Genomic DNA, 17,135 nt, shown 5'->3' on the forward strand with positions numbered 1-17,135 from the left:
GTATTTCGAAAATAAAAACCGTAAATCCTGATTAAAAACCATAAATCCAAATTAAAAACCGTAAACGAAACAAGGTACTATAAATCTAGTGAAAAACTGCAGAAAAAGTTGCTTACAAATTGGTTATTTCATCAATTTAAAAGGTGTTAGACTTAATTGCTCAAGGCTGCCTTTATATTTTTACAAATTTACGGATGTAATGTGGTTAGTCTTGGGGACTTATTAATTTGATTGGTTAGTAGATAAGGTACCTAATCTAAAAATTGCTAAAAACCGTAAATTTGAATTAAAAATCGTATTTCCTGATTAAAAACCGTATTTCGAAAATAAAAACCGTAAATCCTGATTAAAAACCATAAATCCAAATTAAAAACCGTAAACGAAACAAGGTATTATAAATCTAGTAAAATAACGCGGCAATATTTCATTTCAACTAGTTTTATGACCAATTCAAAGGGTTTAAATACTAAAAACCTCTTAAATATACTCAAACAGGCCACCCCAGCGGCGATAACCTTTATATTTTCCTAAATATTTTGGTATTATTAGGTAAAAAGGTGTCGAAAAGGAGAACCTCAATGGATAAAATTCTCTATATAAACAATGAATCTACTTCAAAGCTTCTCACACAAGTAAATGACCAGCTAGAACTAAAAAATAGAATGCTAAAGCTTATCATTACTAATCCAGAAAAGAAAACAACTGTAGCAACACGTCAAAAAAAGCAAACTCGATACGAAGATCAAATTGCACTCCTCGAAAATCTAAAAAGTCTTATTCACTACTGCCGAACTAGAGAAGACCTTCAAAAAATTAATAGTTTAATAGAGTACTATAACCGCTTAGCTTAAATCACTTCCATTGCAACACCAACCAGAATAGACTATTCTAAATAATATAAATAATGACAAGTGAGGCTAAAGTTTATGTCTTTACTAGATATTGAAAGAAGCATAATTGAAAAATTCCCTCGTATATTTGAAGGGAATGCAGATAAAGTCAAGCAATCTAAAAAAATTACCGAAGCGCTAAAAGATTTAATTGAACTATGTGGGGATGACCCAAACCGTGATGGTTTGCAGGAAACACCGCACCGCGTTTTAAAAGCGTTTCTTGAATACACTGAAGGCTATCAAGAGGATCCAAAAAACCATCTCAATAAGGTATTTGATGTTTCACATAAAGAACTTGTACTTGTAAAAAATATTGAGTTTCATTCCATGTGTGAACATCATTTTGCACCGTTCTTTGGTGTTGCTCATGTTGGATACATTCCTAACACAAAGGTAACAGGTCTATCAAAGATTGGAAGAATGGTAGAGGGGTACGCAAAACGGTTCCAAGTTCAAGAAACACTAACAAACCAAATCGCAGATGCAGTTGAAGAAATCCTTCAACCACAAGGTACAATGGTCGTTATCGAAGCGAAGCATATGTGTATGTGCGGAAGAGGTATTAAAAAGACAAGCGCCGAAACGACAACAACAGCAACACGTGGGATTTTCGCTGAGCGCTCAGATGCACGACTTGAATTTTTAACACTTTTAAATCGGTAAGAACACCCACAATTGAAGGCAGGTGAAATCGTGAGGCATGCAGTCATAACAGCGGGTACGAAAGGGTTAGGTAAAAAGGTTACAGAAGAGTTTTTAAAAAATGGATGTTCGGTTACGGTTACTTATCGAAGCGATGCAGCAAGGGTTGAGGAACTTAAAAACGAGTGGCAGCCCTATAGAGAAATTATACAATTTATTCAAGCTGACATCACAAAAAAGGAAGATATCTCACATTTAGTCTCACAAGCCATGACCAGGTTTGGCAGGATCGACTACCTTATTAACAACGCGGGACCATATATTTTCGAACGGAAAAAACTAGTAGATTACGAGGACCATGAATGGAACGAAATGATTGATGGTAATCTTAGCTCAGTTTTTCATTTTTTAAAGCTAACAATACCAATTATGCGCAAGCAGCAATTTGGAAGAATTATTACTTACGGGTTTCAGGATGCAGAGCATTCACCAGGCTGGGTATATCGTTCCGCATTTAGTGCAGCAAAGGTAGGTTTGGTGTCTCTGACACGAACAATCGCTTTAGAAGAAGCCGAATACGGAATCACCGCTAATATGGTGTGCCCTGGGGATATTGTCGGAGAATATAAAGAGTTAGATATCCAAGCTGTTAGAAAAATGAAGGATTCATACACGCCGATCGGTCGACCTGGAAGCGGTGAAGATATTGCAAGAATCATAGCTTTTTTATGTGATGACAATTCAGATATGATTACAGGTAGTGTTATCTCAGCTTCAGGTGGAGTGAATGTGGTGAATAGGATAAGAAGCTAGCAATCGACAAGATGGTTTCTTGTCGATTTTTATTTGCCAAAAACAAATTTTACAGAAAAGGTGGGAATAGAAGATAATTAGTATTAATTTGAGTTAATGAGGTGGGCACTTGAGACTTGTTATTTATGCTGTAGTAATGTGTTTTGCTTTTTATTTCTTGTTCATTAAAAAACGTGATGGCAAGAGAGAGAAATCAGCATTTGAAAAGGTTCTTGTATTAAGTTTTGCTGCATTTTGGGGAGGTTTGTTTCTACTAAAAAGTGATATATTTGTTTGGTTTTTTTCGTTTACAGGTTTACTCCTCCTATTTTACTATAAACCAAAAATAACTCGGATAGTTGGTACCATACTAATTGTATTCCTTTTTAGCACTTTCCGCGTTCCCACGGATACCGATGCTTTCCTAAATTGGGTGAGTAAAAATGAACAGCTCTCATGTCCTAGTGGTTTTGATTGTATAAAGGTTTATACAGAAATTAACGAAAAGGGTGAATTGGTTACAAAGGGAGACAAAGTTCCCATCCTCTATCATCAAACAAACTGGTATTTGCTTTTTGCAACTGGTAGCATGGCCTATGAATCTAGCACAGGTGAAGAGGTGCAATACGAAGGTGTTAATATAGCAGGTTGGTGGATAAATACATCAAAATGACAAGCGTGGCGTAGGCCGGGCTTTTTTTGTGTACCCTACGTTTCGACATTCGCATCTTTAGTAAAACGAAATATGTAAAATATAGGAAAAAACTTATATCCAACTACCTAACTCATGAGTTATAATATTGCCGTTAGTCACAATATTTTGACAGGAGGAACTAATTTGCGACACCGTGCATGGGTTAATATTACTTTAATCCTGGTGTTGTTAGTGTCATTTTGTAGTCCATATGCAAAGACTTATGCTGCGTCTGGGTTACAATTAGTAGAGGTAGATGAACAAGAGGATTCTACTATTCTTACTTGGGATGTTTCTAGCTACCAAGGTGAGGAACTAACAAACTACCAATTGATTAAAAATGGAAAGGTAACAAACATTGAACCAGTACTTGTAAGTGAAACTGATCAAGTAAAAAGATATTCCTATGAAGACAAATTTGTCGATGCGGGAATTGCTTATACATATCAAGTCACTGCAACGACAACTACTGGTGAACAGTTAACGAGCGCACCAATTGAATTTGTCAAACAACCTAAGGTGGAAAGTAATACTAGTAATGTTGTAGCCGACGCAGTACAGCCACCACCGACTGAAATTGAAGTTGTCCCAGCTGTGATTCAAGTTGTAACAGACAAGGGTACGATACCTTTAGATTTTAACTTCTACATTGAGGGGATAGAAGAACATAATTCTGAGGTCATATATGATGGATATTTAGATGAAGAGGGGTATTTTACAGATTACTATACAGAAACGAGTAATCTTGAACTTCCGACTGGAACATATAGGTTAGTTACTTACAACTACACGACTGAAGAGGACATTGTGGTTGAGTTTGAAGTTGTAAGCGGTATGGACTATGTGACAAATCCTATTGAGATTATTTTGGATGATGAAAAATTACAACTAAAAAAGGTTTTACGTGTAGAAGGTGCTTCAGATGAATCTATTTCTGTTTGGTGGGACGGACCATGGTATACAGATACTGTAGAAAAGTATCTTGTGTATTTAAATGGTGCTTTAGTTGAGGAAATTACTGATCCATATGAAACGGTATATACCTTTTCGGGGCTAACGCCTAACACGTTGTATGACATAAAGGTAGAAATCGTGTACAAAGATGGTACTCTTGAAAATCTTGAAATAAAGGATACAACTTTGTTACCACCAACAGGAGAGATCGTTGCTTTTGCTGATGAAAATCTAAAAGCGGCTATCCAATCTCAACTGAAAATCTACCATCGTGATATCTATACAGATGATATGGAGCGGCTTACATCTTTAGATGCCGGTTATACTGGAATAGTGGACTTAGCTGGACTAGAGTTTGCAGTAAACCTTGAAGAGGCGATGCTCTATGGTAATGAAATACAAGATTTATCACCACTTTCGCAATTGACAAACCTACGTTATTTGGATCTAGATGAAAACCTTATTTCCAATATAGATGCCATAGTTAATCTACAAAATCTTGAAATACTTTTAATCTCTTATAATCAATTAGAAGATATTTCAGCACTATTAGAATTAAAAGGATTAACTCAGGTTTCATTAAATGGAAACGATGGACTGGATGTAACGAAGGGTTCAGATGATATTGCGGTCATTAAGAGCCTACTAGAAAACGGAGTGACTGTTGAGTGGGGTAATGGAATAAACGAATTGTATGTAACAGATATTACCGAAACTTCTGTTGAGTTTGAGTTGTATTTTCCAGAGTTAGCTGAGTTTATCACAGCGTATAATATTTATATTAATGGTGAGCTATACGATCAAATTCCAGCTTCAGAGACGTATTATCAAGTTACAGACCTTGAGCCTCTGTCCGAGATTGATATTACAGTTGAGGCTGTTGATGAACAAGGATATGTATGGGGAAGTGCGTATACGTATGTGACAACTCCTCCAGTGCCAGAGGGTGAATTCGTTACGTTTGCTGATTCAGCTTTAGAGGATGCGGTACGTGAAGCATTACGCATTTACTCGAGAGATCTATATGAAAGTGATATGTCTACTTTAATAAGTCTAGATGCAACCAATAGAGGCATCACTAATCTTACAGGATTAGAGACTGCAACGAACTTAGAGGACTTGTACCTGGATAATAATTCAATATCAGATCTTAAACCAATATCCGGATTAACCAATCTTTACTACCTAACCTTAGGGAATAACGAAATTACGGATATATCTGACTTGAAAAAGTTAACTAACCTACAAACACTAGTGTTAGATCGCAACCAAGTTAAAGATATTAGTAGTCTGGCAAATCTCAAGTATCTTACAACTCTATCGATAAGAGGAAATAACGTAACTGATATCAGTGTACTGGCGAATTTACCGATTGAGTTCCTTGATATCAGCTTTAACAAGATAGAGGATATTTCAAGCTTGCTGGTAATGGAAAATTTATACTTCGTTCTGTTAATGAAAAACAATTTAGATCTGACAGATGGGTCTGAGGATCTGGCGGTTATTAAAGAACTTGAGGATCGAGGTATTTATGCATTTTTTGAGCATATTGAAATTACAGTAGACAATGTAACAGAAACTTCAATTGAGTTGAGCTGGCAGCCAGAAACCATCGATGGTTATAGCGACTTCTTATACAGCGTTTTAGTGAATGGTGAAGAACTAGAATACGATATAGATGGAAATTCTTATGTTCTTTCAAACTTAGAGCCTGGAGCAGCGTATTCAATTGATATAATTGGATATAGTTTAGAAGGAGAACGTATCATATTTGGAAGCACTAAAGCTACTACTGCTTCTTCGAATGAGGACCCTGACGATAACGAAGGGGAAGGACCAGGTGAAAACGAAGGGGAAGACCCAGGTGAGAGTGAAGGAAATGATCCAGAAGTGGACCCTATAAATGACGAAAAAACACCCGGTAAAGTAACACCGGAAACTGATAGTACTAATAAAGAAAATACAACAAAGAACAACACTGATGGTAAATTACCGAAGACCTCAACTAGTAACTTTAACTTGTTAGTAATCGGTACAAGTCTATTGGTATCTGGAATTGCATTCCTATTATTCATTCGCAGAAAAGCAATTACAAACTAAACTATTGCTATCGTACTCCTCGGTATTAACCGAGGAGTATTTTACCTTTTTATATATTAGATTATCTATTTAGTGAAAGAAACCTATAAGTTGCTAATAATTACTATAAAAAAATAGGACAAAAGTCTCTTTCGATAGAACAATCCTTTAATCTATAGTAAATATGAACAACATAAATCGTACGAAATGGCAAAATCATCGAAAGATGGCGACGCAAAACTATAGGGGCTACGGTCTTTTGGACTATGTCTGCCAGTTTCCGAACACGACCCGTCGATTTATGTACTATTTATCGAAGGGAGAACTATGTATGAAAAATGTAATTAATAAAGTGAGATTTTACTATCATAGCATGCAGTACAATAAGAATCGAGTGTTGTTAGAGGATTGTCTTTGCCAACAAATGAAAAAAGATATTGAATTAAAGATGCACTACCATGAGCGTGAAGCCGTACAGCGCATGATAAAATTATAATAGAAATAGAACTTCTAACCTCCATCTCATGATGGGGGTTTTTACGTATATAAGAGCATCAGAATTGGTATTGAGAGAACAGAGAAGCTTGTTTTTAATAGAATGCTTACTATAACGAATACTTGTGATGATGTTAATCTAAGTGGGGAACTTGCATTTGCAAAAAAAATACCATAATTGAAGGAACCATCAAACAAATTGCACACTAAATCAAATAATTGTAGGAAATACCAAGTTAATTGCATACTAAAAAAATTAATTGTATAATAATTGCCTTTTCAAACTACTAGATACACAATCTTCGAAACAAATATAGAAAATTAAGTATAGCTTTTATATGCAAGACAAGTATAATACCTTGCTTCATTTTCATAGGTGTTCAAAGAAAATTAGTCGAAAAACATCGAAAAAATACCACAAATATATAGAGATATAGACAAGTTTTGCACTTGCTTTCTGTTACAATCATTGGGAATGTTTTCTATTTTATTTTATGGGAGGTGTGATAGGCTGTAAAACGGAAGATAGTATATGTCGTTATAGGGATAAGTTTTTGTGTGATTTTGTATTCTCTCTTCGGAATCTTTGATCAGGTCATCAAGTATCAGCAATCCGCAAAGGGTTACGCCGTGCTTCAAGACCTTTATTTTGATGATTCTGAGTCAAAGGAACCTACAGTTAAACAGAAGCAGTGGGATGAAAAATTTAAAGAGTTAAAAGGGATGAACGAGGATTATGTTGGTTGGATAACGATTGAGGATTCGAAAATAAATTATCCAATCGTTAAAGGTAGGGACAATAGCTATTATTTAACCCATAACTTTTACAAAGAACATGACTTTGTAGGGGCTATCTTTATGGATTACCGAAACTCAGGAACAGAACTTGACCAACAAACTGTGATTTATGGCCATTACATGAAGGACAATAGCATGTTTGGACAGCTGAAAAAGTATCTAGATTCAGAGTTTTATAAGAAGCATAAAATCATTCAAACCGATTTCCAAGGTAGTACATATGAGTGGGAGGTTTTTTCTATCTATGTTTCTGACGACTCTGATCCGCTGCAAGTAGAGAATTCAGACAGTTATTTAGATTATATTACTAACTTAAAAGAGAAATCGCTGTATGCAATCCAAACTTCAGTTGGAGAAGAAGATCGAATTTTGACGTTGTCCACCTGCACCAATGAAGTTGAAACAGATAGAATGATTGTTCATGCAAAATTAATAAATAAGGAGGTATACCCAAATAATGAAGAATAAATTTAAACTATTTGTCTTACTTACCCTTTGTTTTTTCTTGTTTCCGGCCTTTACTGTGTTTGCGAATGTTGAGCTTGATTATCTGAAGGTTGATGTAGCTACAGATAAGGAATCGTATGAAGCAGGGGAGGAAATTACCTATACACTAACTGTTACAAACCAAACAGGTAGTAAAGCCAATAACGTAGTTGTTACAGCGAACATTCCAGAAGGCTTGGAGGTTACAAGTACTGATCCGAAAATAACTGATAACCAGTTGGTTTGGAATATTGAAAGTCTAAATTCCTTTGGTGAAACTCAAGTTAGCTTCACTGCAAAAACTATTAAACAATCAAGTGCTCCACCTCCGGTAACTCCTGAAGTAAAGAAGCCTACTAAAGGGACGTCACCGAAAACAGGCGATGATACAAGTTTCACAAAGTACTATGTGTTACTGGGAATATCGTTGGCTGTTCTTATTTTAGCTCTTTTTGTTCTCAATAAGGAACGCTTTAGAAAACAGGTTACACTACTAATCATATTTGGTTTAGTGGCTTCTTCATTCGGTACAATAGCTAAGGCAGAAGAGAAAGAAGAGAAGTACAAAAATGAAGCCGTTCATAAAATGAAAGTCGGTGACAAGGAGTATCAGGTTACAACAACTGTTGAAGCAATGATTGATATTAATGAAACAGACTTTGATACGGATGGGTTAACAAATGAGTTTGAGGAAGCTGCAAAGGATACTTCAAAGTTCAATCCTTACAAAAGAGATTCGGATGGGAATGGGATTCCTGATGGTGAGGAAGATTATGACCAAGATGGGCTCAAAAACATAGATGAACAAAAAGCCGGAACAAACCCATTTCAAGCAGACTCTGATGGTGATGGATTGAAGGATGGGTATGAGGTTTCTTTTAATCAGCCTGAAAAATTAAATCCACTATTAAAGGATTCAGATGAGAATGAGATTCCTGATGGGGAAGAGGACTATGATGAAGATGGCTTAAAGAATAGTGAGGAACAAAAATATGGCACGAACCCGTTTGAATCTGATTCAGATGGAGATGGGCTATCTGATTATGATGAAATCAATACTCATAAAACAAATCCAGCACTAGAGGATACAGATGGAGATGGATTAACTGATGATAGTGAACTTACCTTAGGACTAGATCCGTTAAAGCAGGATACAGATGGAAACGGAATCAAAGACTCTGAGGAAGTAATTACTCAGCCAATATCTGAAGAAGTGATGAATAAGGTAATAGACCCTAAAACAGGTGTAATACCTAGTCTTTTAGTCAAGGGTAAGGGTGATATAAACAAAAATATCACAATAGGTTTTGAGGAGAATAACTTTATTAGAAATAATCCTGGCCTTGTATCAGCACCAATTTCAATTGAATTACCAACCGATTTTGAATCAGCACAAATAGGCTTTAAAATAACAAGTAACGTACTTGCGTCATCTCGATTCTCTGATTTAGTGATTGCTTATTTTGACGAAGAAAAAAATCAATGGGTACCAGTTGAAACAACCCATGATGCAGGAAATAACATTATTTCCGCTGAAACAACTCATTTTAGTACATGGGGAGTTCTTGATATAGTTGCCTTTGTTAGAAACTGGCAGATAATGGGAGACTCGTCAGACTCAACTGTACAAACGGGGCAAGCGGATATCAGTTTTATTATAGACTCTACCGGATCAATGTATGAAGAAATTAATAACGTAAAACTAAACATCCAGAACTTTGTAGAAGAATTAAAAGAAAAGAATGTAGATGTGCGATTAGGGATTATCGATTATAAGGATATCGATGCAGATGGAGAGGACTCGACTGTTGATCGACAATGGCACTATGAAATTACCAATTTCCTAGAATCATTAGGTGCTATCGTTGTTGATGGTGGCGGAGATACACCAGAGTCAGTCGTTGATGCGCTTGAAATGGGCCGTCGTAGCGGTTTCCGTGATACAGCAACAAAATTCATGGTTCTCCTAACCGATGCTGATTATAATGAGTCGAATAATTATGGAGTAGCATCGATGGAGGAAGAAATTCAACTATTAAAGAATGACGATATTTCAGTTTCAGTTATCACTGATGATTATTACAGACCTGTATATGAAGCACTCTATACAGAAACAGGTGGAGTATTTGCAAATATTTATGGTGATTTCGCAAATGAACTGTTATCTCTAACCGATCTAATTCAGGAAGGCACAAATGATGGAACTTGGATCCGTTTAAGTGATGGAACTACAGCCAAGTTACTAAAGAATCCAAAGGATGGCGACATGTCTGTAGATTCAGACGGGGATGGACTTCCTGATTTACAGGAACTTATTAAGGAAGAAACGATTACCCTGCCAACATGGGCACTCATATTCTTGCAGCTGCGATTCCCTGGCCAAGAATTCTCTCCAACTGTTAAGGTATGGACCTATAAATCACATCCATTAATGAAAGACTCAGATGGAGATGGAATTTTGGATAATGCAGATGAGTTACCGTTGAGGAGATAAATATTTAGAGTAACATTGAAGTGAGTTTATAAAAGTCCTATAAACCTCTATAAAAACACCCTACAATCTACTTGTAGGGTGTTTTAACTATTTTAGAAATCTCAATAATCCTGAGTACATAGCTGTAACAATTTTATCCTGATAAGAACTACTCGTCATTCTTGCCCGTTCTTCGGCGTTGGAGATGAAGCCCATTTCTAGTAGTACAGAAGGCGCTTGATTTCCCCTTATTACAGCAAAGTTCGCATCCTTAACACCTCTATTCACTGCACCAGTTGCAGCAATTAAAGAGTTTTGTAGTTCAGTTGCGAGTAATTTACTTTCAGTTGGCATAACACCCTTTTCAAGGTTATAAAATGTTTCTAAGCCAGTTACTGTGCTACTTGTTGAAGCATTTGTGTGAATACTAATGAAGGCGTCAGGTTTAATAGAGTTAGAGAATGCAACTCTTTCTGACAGAGTAAGATACTTATCGGTTTGCCTCGTCATATAAACAAGTGCACCGCGCATTCTGAGATAATCCCTAAGCTTTAATCCAACCTGTAAAACAATATTCTTTTCATAATATCCACCGCCAATTGCACCTGGATCACTTCCTCCATGACCCGGGTCCAATACGATAACTTTTCCATTAAATTCATTAATAGCACCTGGTACCCAAACACCGTCGGTATCAAGCATATATTGTTTCCCGTCGACAGTGACCCAGCCTATTCGCATTGCGCCACTTGAGTCTAAATAGTACCATTTGTTACTTTGAAGGAACCACCCTGTTTGCATGACACCAGACTTGTTTAAGTAATACCAAGTTCCTTTTACATAACTCCATCCAGTTTGCATGACACCACTTGAGTTAAGATAATACCATTCCTTACCATCCATCACCCAGCCAGTCTTCATTGCACCTTGTTGATCTAAGTAATACCAGTTTTTATTTTCATAAAACCATCCGGTTTTTACAACATGATTGCTGTCAAAGAAATACCAGTTCTTATCAATTAGTCGCCAACCCGTTTTAGAAGCCCCGTTGGCATCAAAGTAATACTTATTACCGTCAATGGAAACCCATCCTACACTTAAGACACCTTCAACATCTGAGTAGTACTTTGCCCCATCAATTGTTTGCCAACCTATTAGTAGAATTCCGTTGTTATCAAATAAGTATTTTTTACCCTCGATTACGGTGGTTCCGGTAGCCATCTGTCCATCGGCTTGAAAATACTTTTTCTGATTTTTTTCAAGAAGCCAGCCTGTATAAATCATACCATTGCTATCAGCGAGATATTGTTTACCATTAATGATTTGCCAACCTGTTAGTAAAGTACCTTCATTATCAAACAGATACTTAGAACCCTCGATTTCAGATATGCTTACAGCCGCTTTGCCATCAGGGTAAAAGTAATGTTTTTTGCCGTCAATTAAAAGCCAGCCTGTTTGTAGAATTCCATTTTGATCAGCGAAATAGGTGGTGCCATTCACATTTTGTTGACCTGAAGACAAGATTCCAGCTTCATTAAAAAGGTAACTGATTCCATCAATTGTATATGGTCCAATTACGGCAGCGCCGCTTGTTGAAAGAAAATAACGATCGGTACCTATAGTTAACCACCCAGTTGTCATCACACCATCAGGCTGAAGGTAGTATCTTTTATTACTAACTGTTATCCAACCTTTAGCTCTGTCGCCACTGTTATTCAGGAAGTACCACTTAGATTGGTTAAATAACCATCCTGTTGCCATACTTCCGTTAGGGTTCAAATAATACCACTTGTTTTGTACCTGTACCCACCCAGTAGCCATGTCGCCATTAGGATGTAAAAAGTACCATGTATTTTGGTCTTTAATCCACCCCGTAGCCATTTCACCACTTTGCTTTAAATAGTACCATTTGTTATTGTCCAGTACCCAACCAGTTGCCATAGCTCCCGATTTATTCAAGTAATACCATTTACTTTGGCTGTATATCCAACCGGTTTGCATAACACCTTTGTTATTGAAGAAATACCAGTTGGTACCGTCAAGTACCCACCCGTTAGCGGGAGTACCAGATTCATAGTAGTACCAAGAACCACTGCTATATTTCCAGCCAGTTTCATTTGCATGTGCTGTACTAGTGGAAAAGTATAAAGCGAAACTAAAAAATAAAAGTACCCATACAACATTCTTGAAGATTTTCACTAAAAATACCTATCCTTTCCTGCGAGGCTATAAATATACTAGGGAATATATTGTTGATATTTTGTCAAAAAAAGGTTGTTTTTTTTCTTATTAAATATAACAAAAATAACAGATTTATAGTAGGGAAATTTGTTGGAATTTGAAAAAGGCTGTCAGGAGTATCCTGACAGCCGGTATAATGAATACTATTAATTTTTAAAGATTACTAACTAATATTGTAACTAATGCACTTAGTGCGATCCCAATAATCGGCAATGAACAGTATAAAAGAACTTTATTTCGTTGTCTTCTACTTTCCATTTCCTCAGGTGTTACCCATGTTTTCATTTTGCCCCTCCTCGTTTTCGGTAGCTGGCTGGCATAGTTAGAGAACATTAGCCCCTATAGCTTTGCGACATCACTTTTCAGTAATTTTGCTCTTATCGAACGAAATATATCGTTATTTAAATTATCGGTCGAAATATGTCGAATGTAAATAGCATAATCTAAAAAAATAATAGTAAGTGTATTTAGAAAAGTTAGATTTATTAAGATTCTATTTCAATAAATAGTAATAAATGTAATACTAGTTGAAACTTACTAGATTTTTAAACGTATAATAAAAGGAAAGAGTTTGCTATTTTTCGATAAAAGTAGTGATAAAATATAGCAACTTAATACCAAATAATGACAAAATAAACAGTATTTAAGTGGTACTATATGACTATTAAATAAAAAAGGGGTATGTTATGAAGAAAAAGTTTCTGGTTATTTTTATATTTTTTCTTAGTCTATTAATCTATTCAAACGAAACAGAAGCTGCTACTGAATCACAATTAATCATTATTAATAAGAAGTCAAATGAGATGGCTTTTTACAACGGGAGCAATCTGGTAAGAACGTTTAGTGTTGCAACTGGTAGAAATATTTCTCTAACCCCAGAAGGAACTTTTAAAATTGTAAATAAGATTAAGAACCGTCCATATTATACAGATAATATTCCAGGTGGAGACCCGCGGAATCCATTAGGGGATCGATGGTTGGGCCTAGACGCCTGGGGTACTTATGGGACTACATACGCGATACATGGAAACAATAATCCAAGTTCAATTGGTAAGTATGTAAGTGCCGGTTGTGTAAGGATGTATAATGAAGAAGTGCGTTGGCTATTTGACCAAGTAAATTTATACACACCAGTTATCATTACAAACTCAAGTAGTAGTTTCCAAGCCATCGCTAAAGCGAATGGCTACTCAGTTGAAAAAAATGGCTGGGAACTATCAAATGGTAAATGGTATTACTATGTTAATGGAGTTAAGAAGACTGGCTGGCTTAATGATGAGAATAAATGGTACTTCCTAGATGGCAGTGGAGTAATGAAAACAGGCTGGCTATCTAATGGTGGCAAGTGGTATTACTTTTCGTCTAATGGAGAGATGAAAACGGGTTGGCTTGCTGAGGGAGGTTCATGGTATTATCTCGGACCAACAGGAGCAATGAAGACAGGTTGGTTAAAAGATGGGGCGTCATGGTATTATTTAGCGCAAAATGGAGCAATGAAAATTGGCTGGGTAAAAGACGGTTCTACTTGGTACTATTTAGATAATAAAACAGGTGCAATGAGGACCGGCTGGTTATTAGACAAAGAATGGTATTATTTAGATAATACAGGAGCAATGAAGACAGGTTGGTTCAAATACGGAAACAAATGGTATTACCTACAAGATTATGGTGGAATGAAAACAGGTTGGGTAACATTAAATGGTAAGTCATATTTCCTTTTAGACACAGGTATCATGGCAACTGGCTGGCTGTGGAATGACCATAAATGGTACTTCCTTCAAAATGACGGATCAAAAGCAACAAATACTGTAGTAAACGGATATATCTTAGGTAAAGATGGGGTATGGATCCAGGTAGAATATGTTGCTTTAGGAGATTCATTAGCTGCTGGACAAACACCGTATAAAGGATATGATAAGGGATATGTAGACTTTATCACTGATAAATTTGATGCCTCCTATCAAGTGTTAGATGTAGATAACTTTGGGGTATCAGGCTATACATCAGTCCAATTAGTAGAAGATGTTCTACACAATGAAGCAGTTAGAAAAGAGATTAGCGAAGCAACACATATAACAATAGATATAGGTGCAAATGATTTACTTCCACTCGTACAGGGGGATCTAAGTTTAATTCCGGCACAACTAGAAAAAGTGAGTAATAATATTAATACAATCCTAAGTACAATTGATCAACTTAATCCAAATGTAAATGTTTATGTGATGGGTTATTATAATCCATTCCCATACGCACCTGCAGAACAACAGGCTGCTCTTCTGCAATTACTTGAAGCTCTGAATGGACAAATTGCTTACCGGGCAAATGCAAATGGGGACTACTATATTGCTACAGCTGATGTAATAGCAGCAAATTATGTAGAATATTTACCGAACCCAGCTGACATCCATTTAAGTGTTGCGGGTTATGGGGTTCTTGCAGAGGAATTTTGGAGAGAAATGGGCTATAAATTTAACTAATTTTAAAAAAACGTACAACGAAAAAGTTGTACGTTTTTTTTTGTTTTCAAAATTTGTGGAATGGTAGAAATAGAATAGAATTTAAGTTAAAAGGTATTCAAATTACCCCCATCAATTATGACAATTTCCGAGGAAATATTTCACAATTCTTCAAAAAGACTAATTATATTCACTTATTATAGTATAATTGTCCTGAAGTACATTCTTTGCACACACTGCTATAATCATATTTTTAAAAAATAATAGGGTTATTTTATCGAATAGAGTCATTACTTGTAATCTATTTGTAATGTTTTTAAAAAACATGTAAACGAAATAAATGCTAGAATTGTGCGATAATAAAGAAAAATGTAGATTGATGGGGGGCAAATATGAAAAAAGTACTAGTAGCTAGTTTCATGGTTTTTAGTATTGCAATTAGTGGGTTAATTGGTGGTAACGATGTACAAGCATCCTCTAGTTCAATAACATCTGTTGCACTAGATAATCTTGGTGTTCCTTACCAGTGGGGTGGAACAACAACTAGTGGTTTTGATTGTTCGGGCTTTATCAATTACACTTATAAGCAACTTGGAATTTCATTACCAAGAACAACTTCAGATTTATTTAATTATGGAAAAGATGTTTCTAAAGGCGAACTGCTTCCAGGTGATATTGTATTCTTTACTACATATAAAGCTGGACCTTCACATGCAGGGATATATATTGGTAATAATGAATTTGTTCACGCTTCAACATCTCGTGGGGTAACAGTGGATTCTTTATCTAACTCCTATTATCAGCCTAGATACCTTGGAGCAAAAAGAGTAGGAAAATCTGGCTGGGAACTTTCCGATGGGAAATGGTATTATTACATTACTGGAGAGTTAAAAAAAGGATGGTTATTAGATGGAAGTAAATGGTACTATCTAGATCCTAATGGAGTAATGAAAACAGGCTGGATTTATAATGCAAATACTTGGTATTTCTTAGATAAAAGTGGAGCAATGAAAACCGGTTGGGTTTGGGACTCTGGTAAGTGGTATTATATGAATAACAGTGGTTCTATGCAAAAAGGATGGATACTGGACCGTGGGACATGGTATTACTTATATTCTGATGGTTCAATGGCTGCGGACACTGTAATAGATGGATACAAGGTAAATAGTAGTGGTGCATGGGTGAAGTAATAATATAAGACTACCAATGGTTATGACCGTTGGTAGTCTTTTTTGTTTTGCGTAAATAGATAAATTATTACATCAGTATATTATTTATAAAGAGGTATTGCATTTAGGTAGTTGTAATAGTTTAATTCAACACTTACAAAAGTAGTAGTATTTTAGAATCATAAATGATTTCGACAAATTTTTAGAGTGAAAAGAGGAATTCTATCAATAACTACGAATTAGTATAGTAATGAACAGTAGGAGGTATTCATCATGAATGTAAAAAGTAAAAGACCAATTTTTATTGCTGTTACAGTGTTTATAATAGTTTTTATAGGCGCTTACTTCTTCCAAAGCAACAATAATGGTAACTCTGAAGAAGCAAGGGGTGTTTCAGGTACCGTACAGCCAAATCAAAACAATACTGAAGGAATTGGTAAAGGAGGAGAAAGCAAAGTGGAAAAGAATCAATCTCAAAAGCGACAAGAATTTAATCCAACATCAAAAAAGGCAGAAAAGAGAGTGAAATTAGTAACTTTAGAGTCTAATCTTGAAGTAGTTTCGATTACAAACGGAACAGTACAGTTACGATTTACTAGTAAAAATATTGCACAGACTGATTTAACTCTTACGTATTCTACTAGCCAAAAATACGAGTATGAATTACTAAACAAAGCAGATGGTACAATCACTCGATATTCAGATGGTAAGTCGTTTTTACAGGTGATCAAAGAGGAAACGATAGCACCAAACGAAGTTTTATCTCATGAGGTTAGACTATCAAATCTATCAATTGGTGATTACAGCTTTTCGATGTGGTTAACCTTTGCTGGTGGTATACAAACGAAAAAGACAATTGATTTTAAGATAGAGTAAAACGGTTACATTTTTTTAAAATATTATTTTGGCGAAAATTGCTGATATATATTGAAAAATTATAGCGTAAATTGTTTGACTATTACC

Annotated in this window: 13 protein-coding genes and 2 riboswitches; of the genes, 11 read left to right on the plus strand and 2 right to left on the minus strand. The window is 35.8% G+C overall.

Translation table 11 applies throughout. The features are described 5' to 3' along the window. Positions 1-578 precede the first annotated feature (578 nt). The 8 genes from AB3M96_RS06015 (at position 579) to AB3M96_RS06050 (ending at position 10,327) form a co-directional block, all read left to right on the plus strand. Complete coding sequence (locus AB3M96_RS06015; protein WP_412966677.1) at positions 579-851, plus strand: hypothetical protein; 273 nt, start codon at positions 579-581, stop codon at positions 849-851. Positions 852-926: 75 nt separating this feature from the next. Continuing rightward, the gene (folE, locus tag AB3M96_RS06020; protein WP_412966678.1) at positions 927-1,556 is read left to right on the plus strand and encodes a GTP cyclohydrolase I FolE; all 630 of its coding nucleotides are present in this window, start codon (positions 927-929) and stop codon (positions 1,554-1,556) included. A 30-nt stretch (positions 1,557-1,586) separates the two neighbouring features. Beyond that, entirely contained in the window at positions 1,587-2,348 is a 762-nt protein-coding gene (locus AB3M96_RS06025; protein WP_412966711.1) for an SDR family oxidoreductase, read from the plus strand. A 109-nt stretch (positions 2,349-2,457) separates the two neighbouring features. Continuing rightward, positions 2,458-3,000: a hypothetical protein gene (locus tag AB3M96_RS06030; RefSeq protein WP_412966679.1), complete on the plus strand. Its 543-nt coding sequence runs from the start codon at positions 2,458-2,460 to the stop codon at positions 2,998-3,000. A gap of 165 nt (positions 3,001-3,165) precedes the next feature. Next, entirely contained in the window at positions 3,166-6,075 is a 2,910-nt protein-coding gene (locus tag AB3M96_RS06035; protein WP_412966680.1) for a leucine-rich repeat domain-containing protein, read from the plus strand. 178 nt (positions 6,076-6,253) lie between these two features. Next, a riboswitch (cyclic di-GMP riboswitch) is annotated at positions 6,254-6,339 on the plus strand. Between the two features lie 46 nt (positions 6,340-6,385). Next, on the plus strand, positions 6,386-6,550 hold the full coding sequence (locus AB3M96_RS06040) for a hypothetical protein (protein ID WP_412966681.1): 165 nt from the start codon (positions 6,386-6,388) through the stop codon (positions 6,548-6,550). Between the two features lie 545 nt (positions 6,551-7,095). Continuing rightward, the gene (gene srtB, locus AB3M96_RS06045) at positions 7,096-7,815 is read left to right on the plus strand and encodes a class B sortase (RefSeq protein WP_412966712.1); all 720 of its coding nucleotides are present in this window, start codon (positions 7,096-7,098) and stop codon (positions 7,813-7,815) included. After that, positions 7,805-10,327 carry a VWA domain-containing protein gene (locus AB3M96_RS06050; protein ID WP_412966682.1) on the plus strand — a complete coding sequence of 841 codons (2,523 nt, stop codon included), beginning with the start codon at positions 7,805-7,807 and terminating at the stop codon, positions 10,325-10,327. The genes srtB and AB3M96_RS06050 overlap by 11 nt, the downstream gene beginning before the upstream one ends. Positions 10,328-10,414: 87 nt before the next feature. Here the strand turns inward: AB3M96_RS06050 and AB3M96_RS06055 are convergent, their stop codons facing one another. Beyond that, positions 10,415-12,505, minus strand: a complete 2,091-nt coding sequence (locus tag AB3M96_RS06055) for an N-acetylmuramoyl-L-alanine amidase (RefSeq protein WP_412966683.1) — start codon at positions 12,503-12,505, stop codon at positions 10,415-10,417. A gap of 195 nt (positions 12,506-12,700) precedes the next feature. Further along, positions 12,701-12,832 carry a hypothetical protein gene (locus tag AB3M96_RS06060; protein ID WP_412966684.1) on the minus strand — a complete coding sequence of 44 codons (132 nt, stop codon included), beginning with the start codon at positions 12,830-12,832 and terminating at the stop codon, positions 12,701-12,703. Between the two features lie 16 nt (positions 12,833-12,848). Further along, positions 12,849-12,933, minus strand: a riboswitch (cyclic di-GMP riboswitch). Positions 12,934-13,233: 300 nt separating this feature from the next. Between AB3M96_RS06060 and AB3M96_RS06065 the strand changes: the two genes are divergently transcribed. The 3 genes from AB3M96_RS06065 (at position 13,234) to AB3M96_RS06075 (ending at position 17,048) form a co-directional block, all read left to right on the plus strand. Beyond that, entirely contained in the window at positions 13,234-15,024 is a 1,791-nt protein-coding gene (locus tag AB3M96_RS06065) for a L,D-transpeptidase family protein (protein ID WP_412966685.1), read from the plus strand. A gap of 371 nt (positions 15,025-15,395) precedes the next feature. Further along, positions 15,396-16,193 carry an NlpC/P60 family protein gene (locus AB3M96_RS06070; RefSeq protein ID WP_412966686.1) on the plus strand — a complete coding sequence of 266 codons (798 nt, stop codon included), beginning with the start codon at positions 15,396-15,398 and terminating at the stop codon, positions 16,191-16,193. Between the two features lie 252 nt (positions 16,194-16,445). Next, complete coding sequence (locus AB3M96_RS06075; RefSeq protein ID WP_412966687.1) at positions 16,446-17,048, plus strand: BsuPI-related putative proteinase inhibitor; 603 nt, start codon at positions 16,446-16,448, stop codon at positions 17,046-17,048. The last annotated feature ends 87 nt before the right edge of the window (positions 17,049-17,135 follow it).

Origin of the sequence: Ferdinandcohnia jepli (genome assembly GCF_047246645.1) — a bacterium.
Classification (GTDB): domain Bacteria; phylum Bacillota; class Bacilli; order Bacillales; family Bacillaceae_L; genus Ferdinandcohnia.

Excerpts from the sequence above, each read along its gene's own strand:
- AB3M96_RS06015 (WP_412966677.1), top strand. The coding sequence starts at position 579 with ATGGATAAAATTCTCTATATAAACAATGAATCTACTTCAAAGCTTCTC.
- folE (WP_412966678.1), top strand. The coding sequence starts at position 927 with ATGTCTTTACTAGATATTGAAAGAAGCATAATTGAAAAATTCCCTCGT.
- AB3M96_RS06040 (WP_412966681.1), top strand. The coding sequence starts at position 6,386 with ATGAAAAATGTAATTAATAAAGTGAGATTTTACTATCATAGCATGCAG.
- AB3M96_RS06050 (WP_412966682.1), top strand. The coding sequence starts at position 7,805 with ATGAAGAATAAATTTAAACTATTTGTCTTACTTACCCTTTGTTTTTTC.
- AB3M96_RS06060 (WP_412966684.1), bottom strand. The coding sequence starts at position 12,832 with ATGAAAACATGGGTAACACCTGAGGAAATGGAAAGTAGAAGACAACGA.
- AB3M96_RS06065 (WP_412966685.1), top strand. The coding sequence starts at position 13,234 with ATGAAGAAAAAGTTTCTGGTTATTTTTATATTTTTTCTTAGTCTATTA.
- AB3M96_RS06070 (WP_412966686.1), top strand. The coding sequence starts at position 15,396 with ATGAAAAAAGTACTAGTAGCTAGTTTCATGGTTTTTAGTATTGCAATT.
- AB3M96_RS06075 (WP_412966687.1), top strand. The coding sequence starts at position 16,446 with ATGAATGTAAAAAGTAAAAGACCAATTTTTATTGCTGTTACAGTGTTT.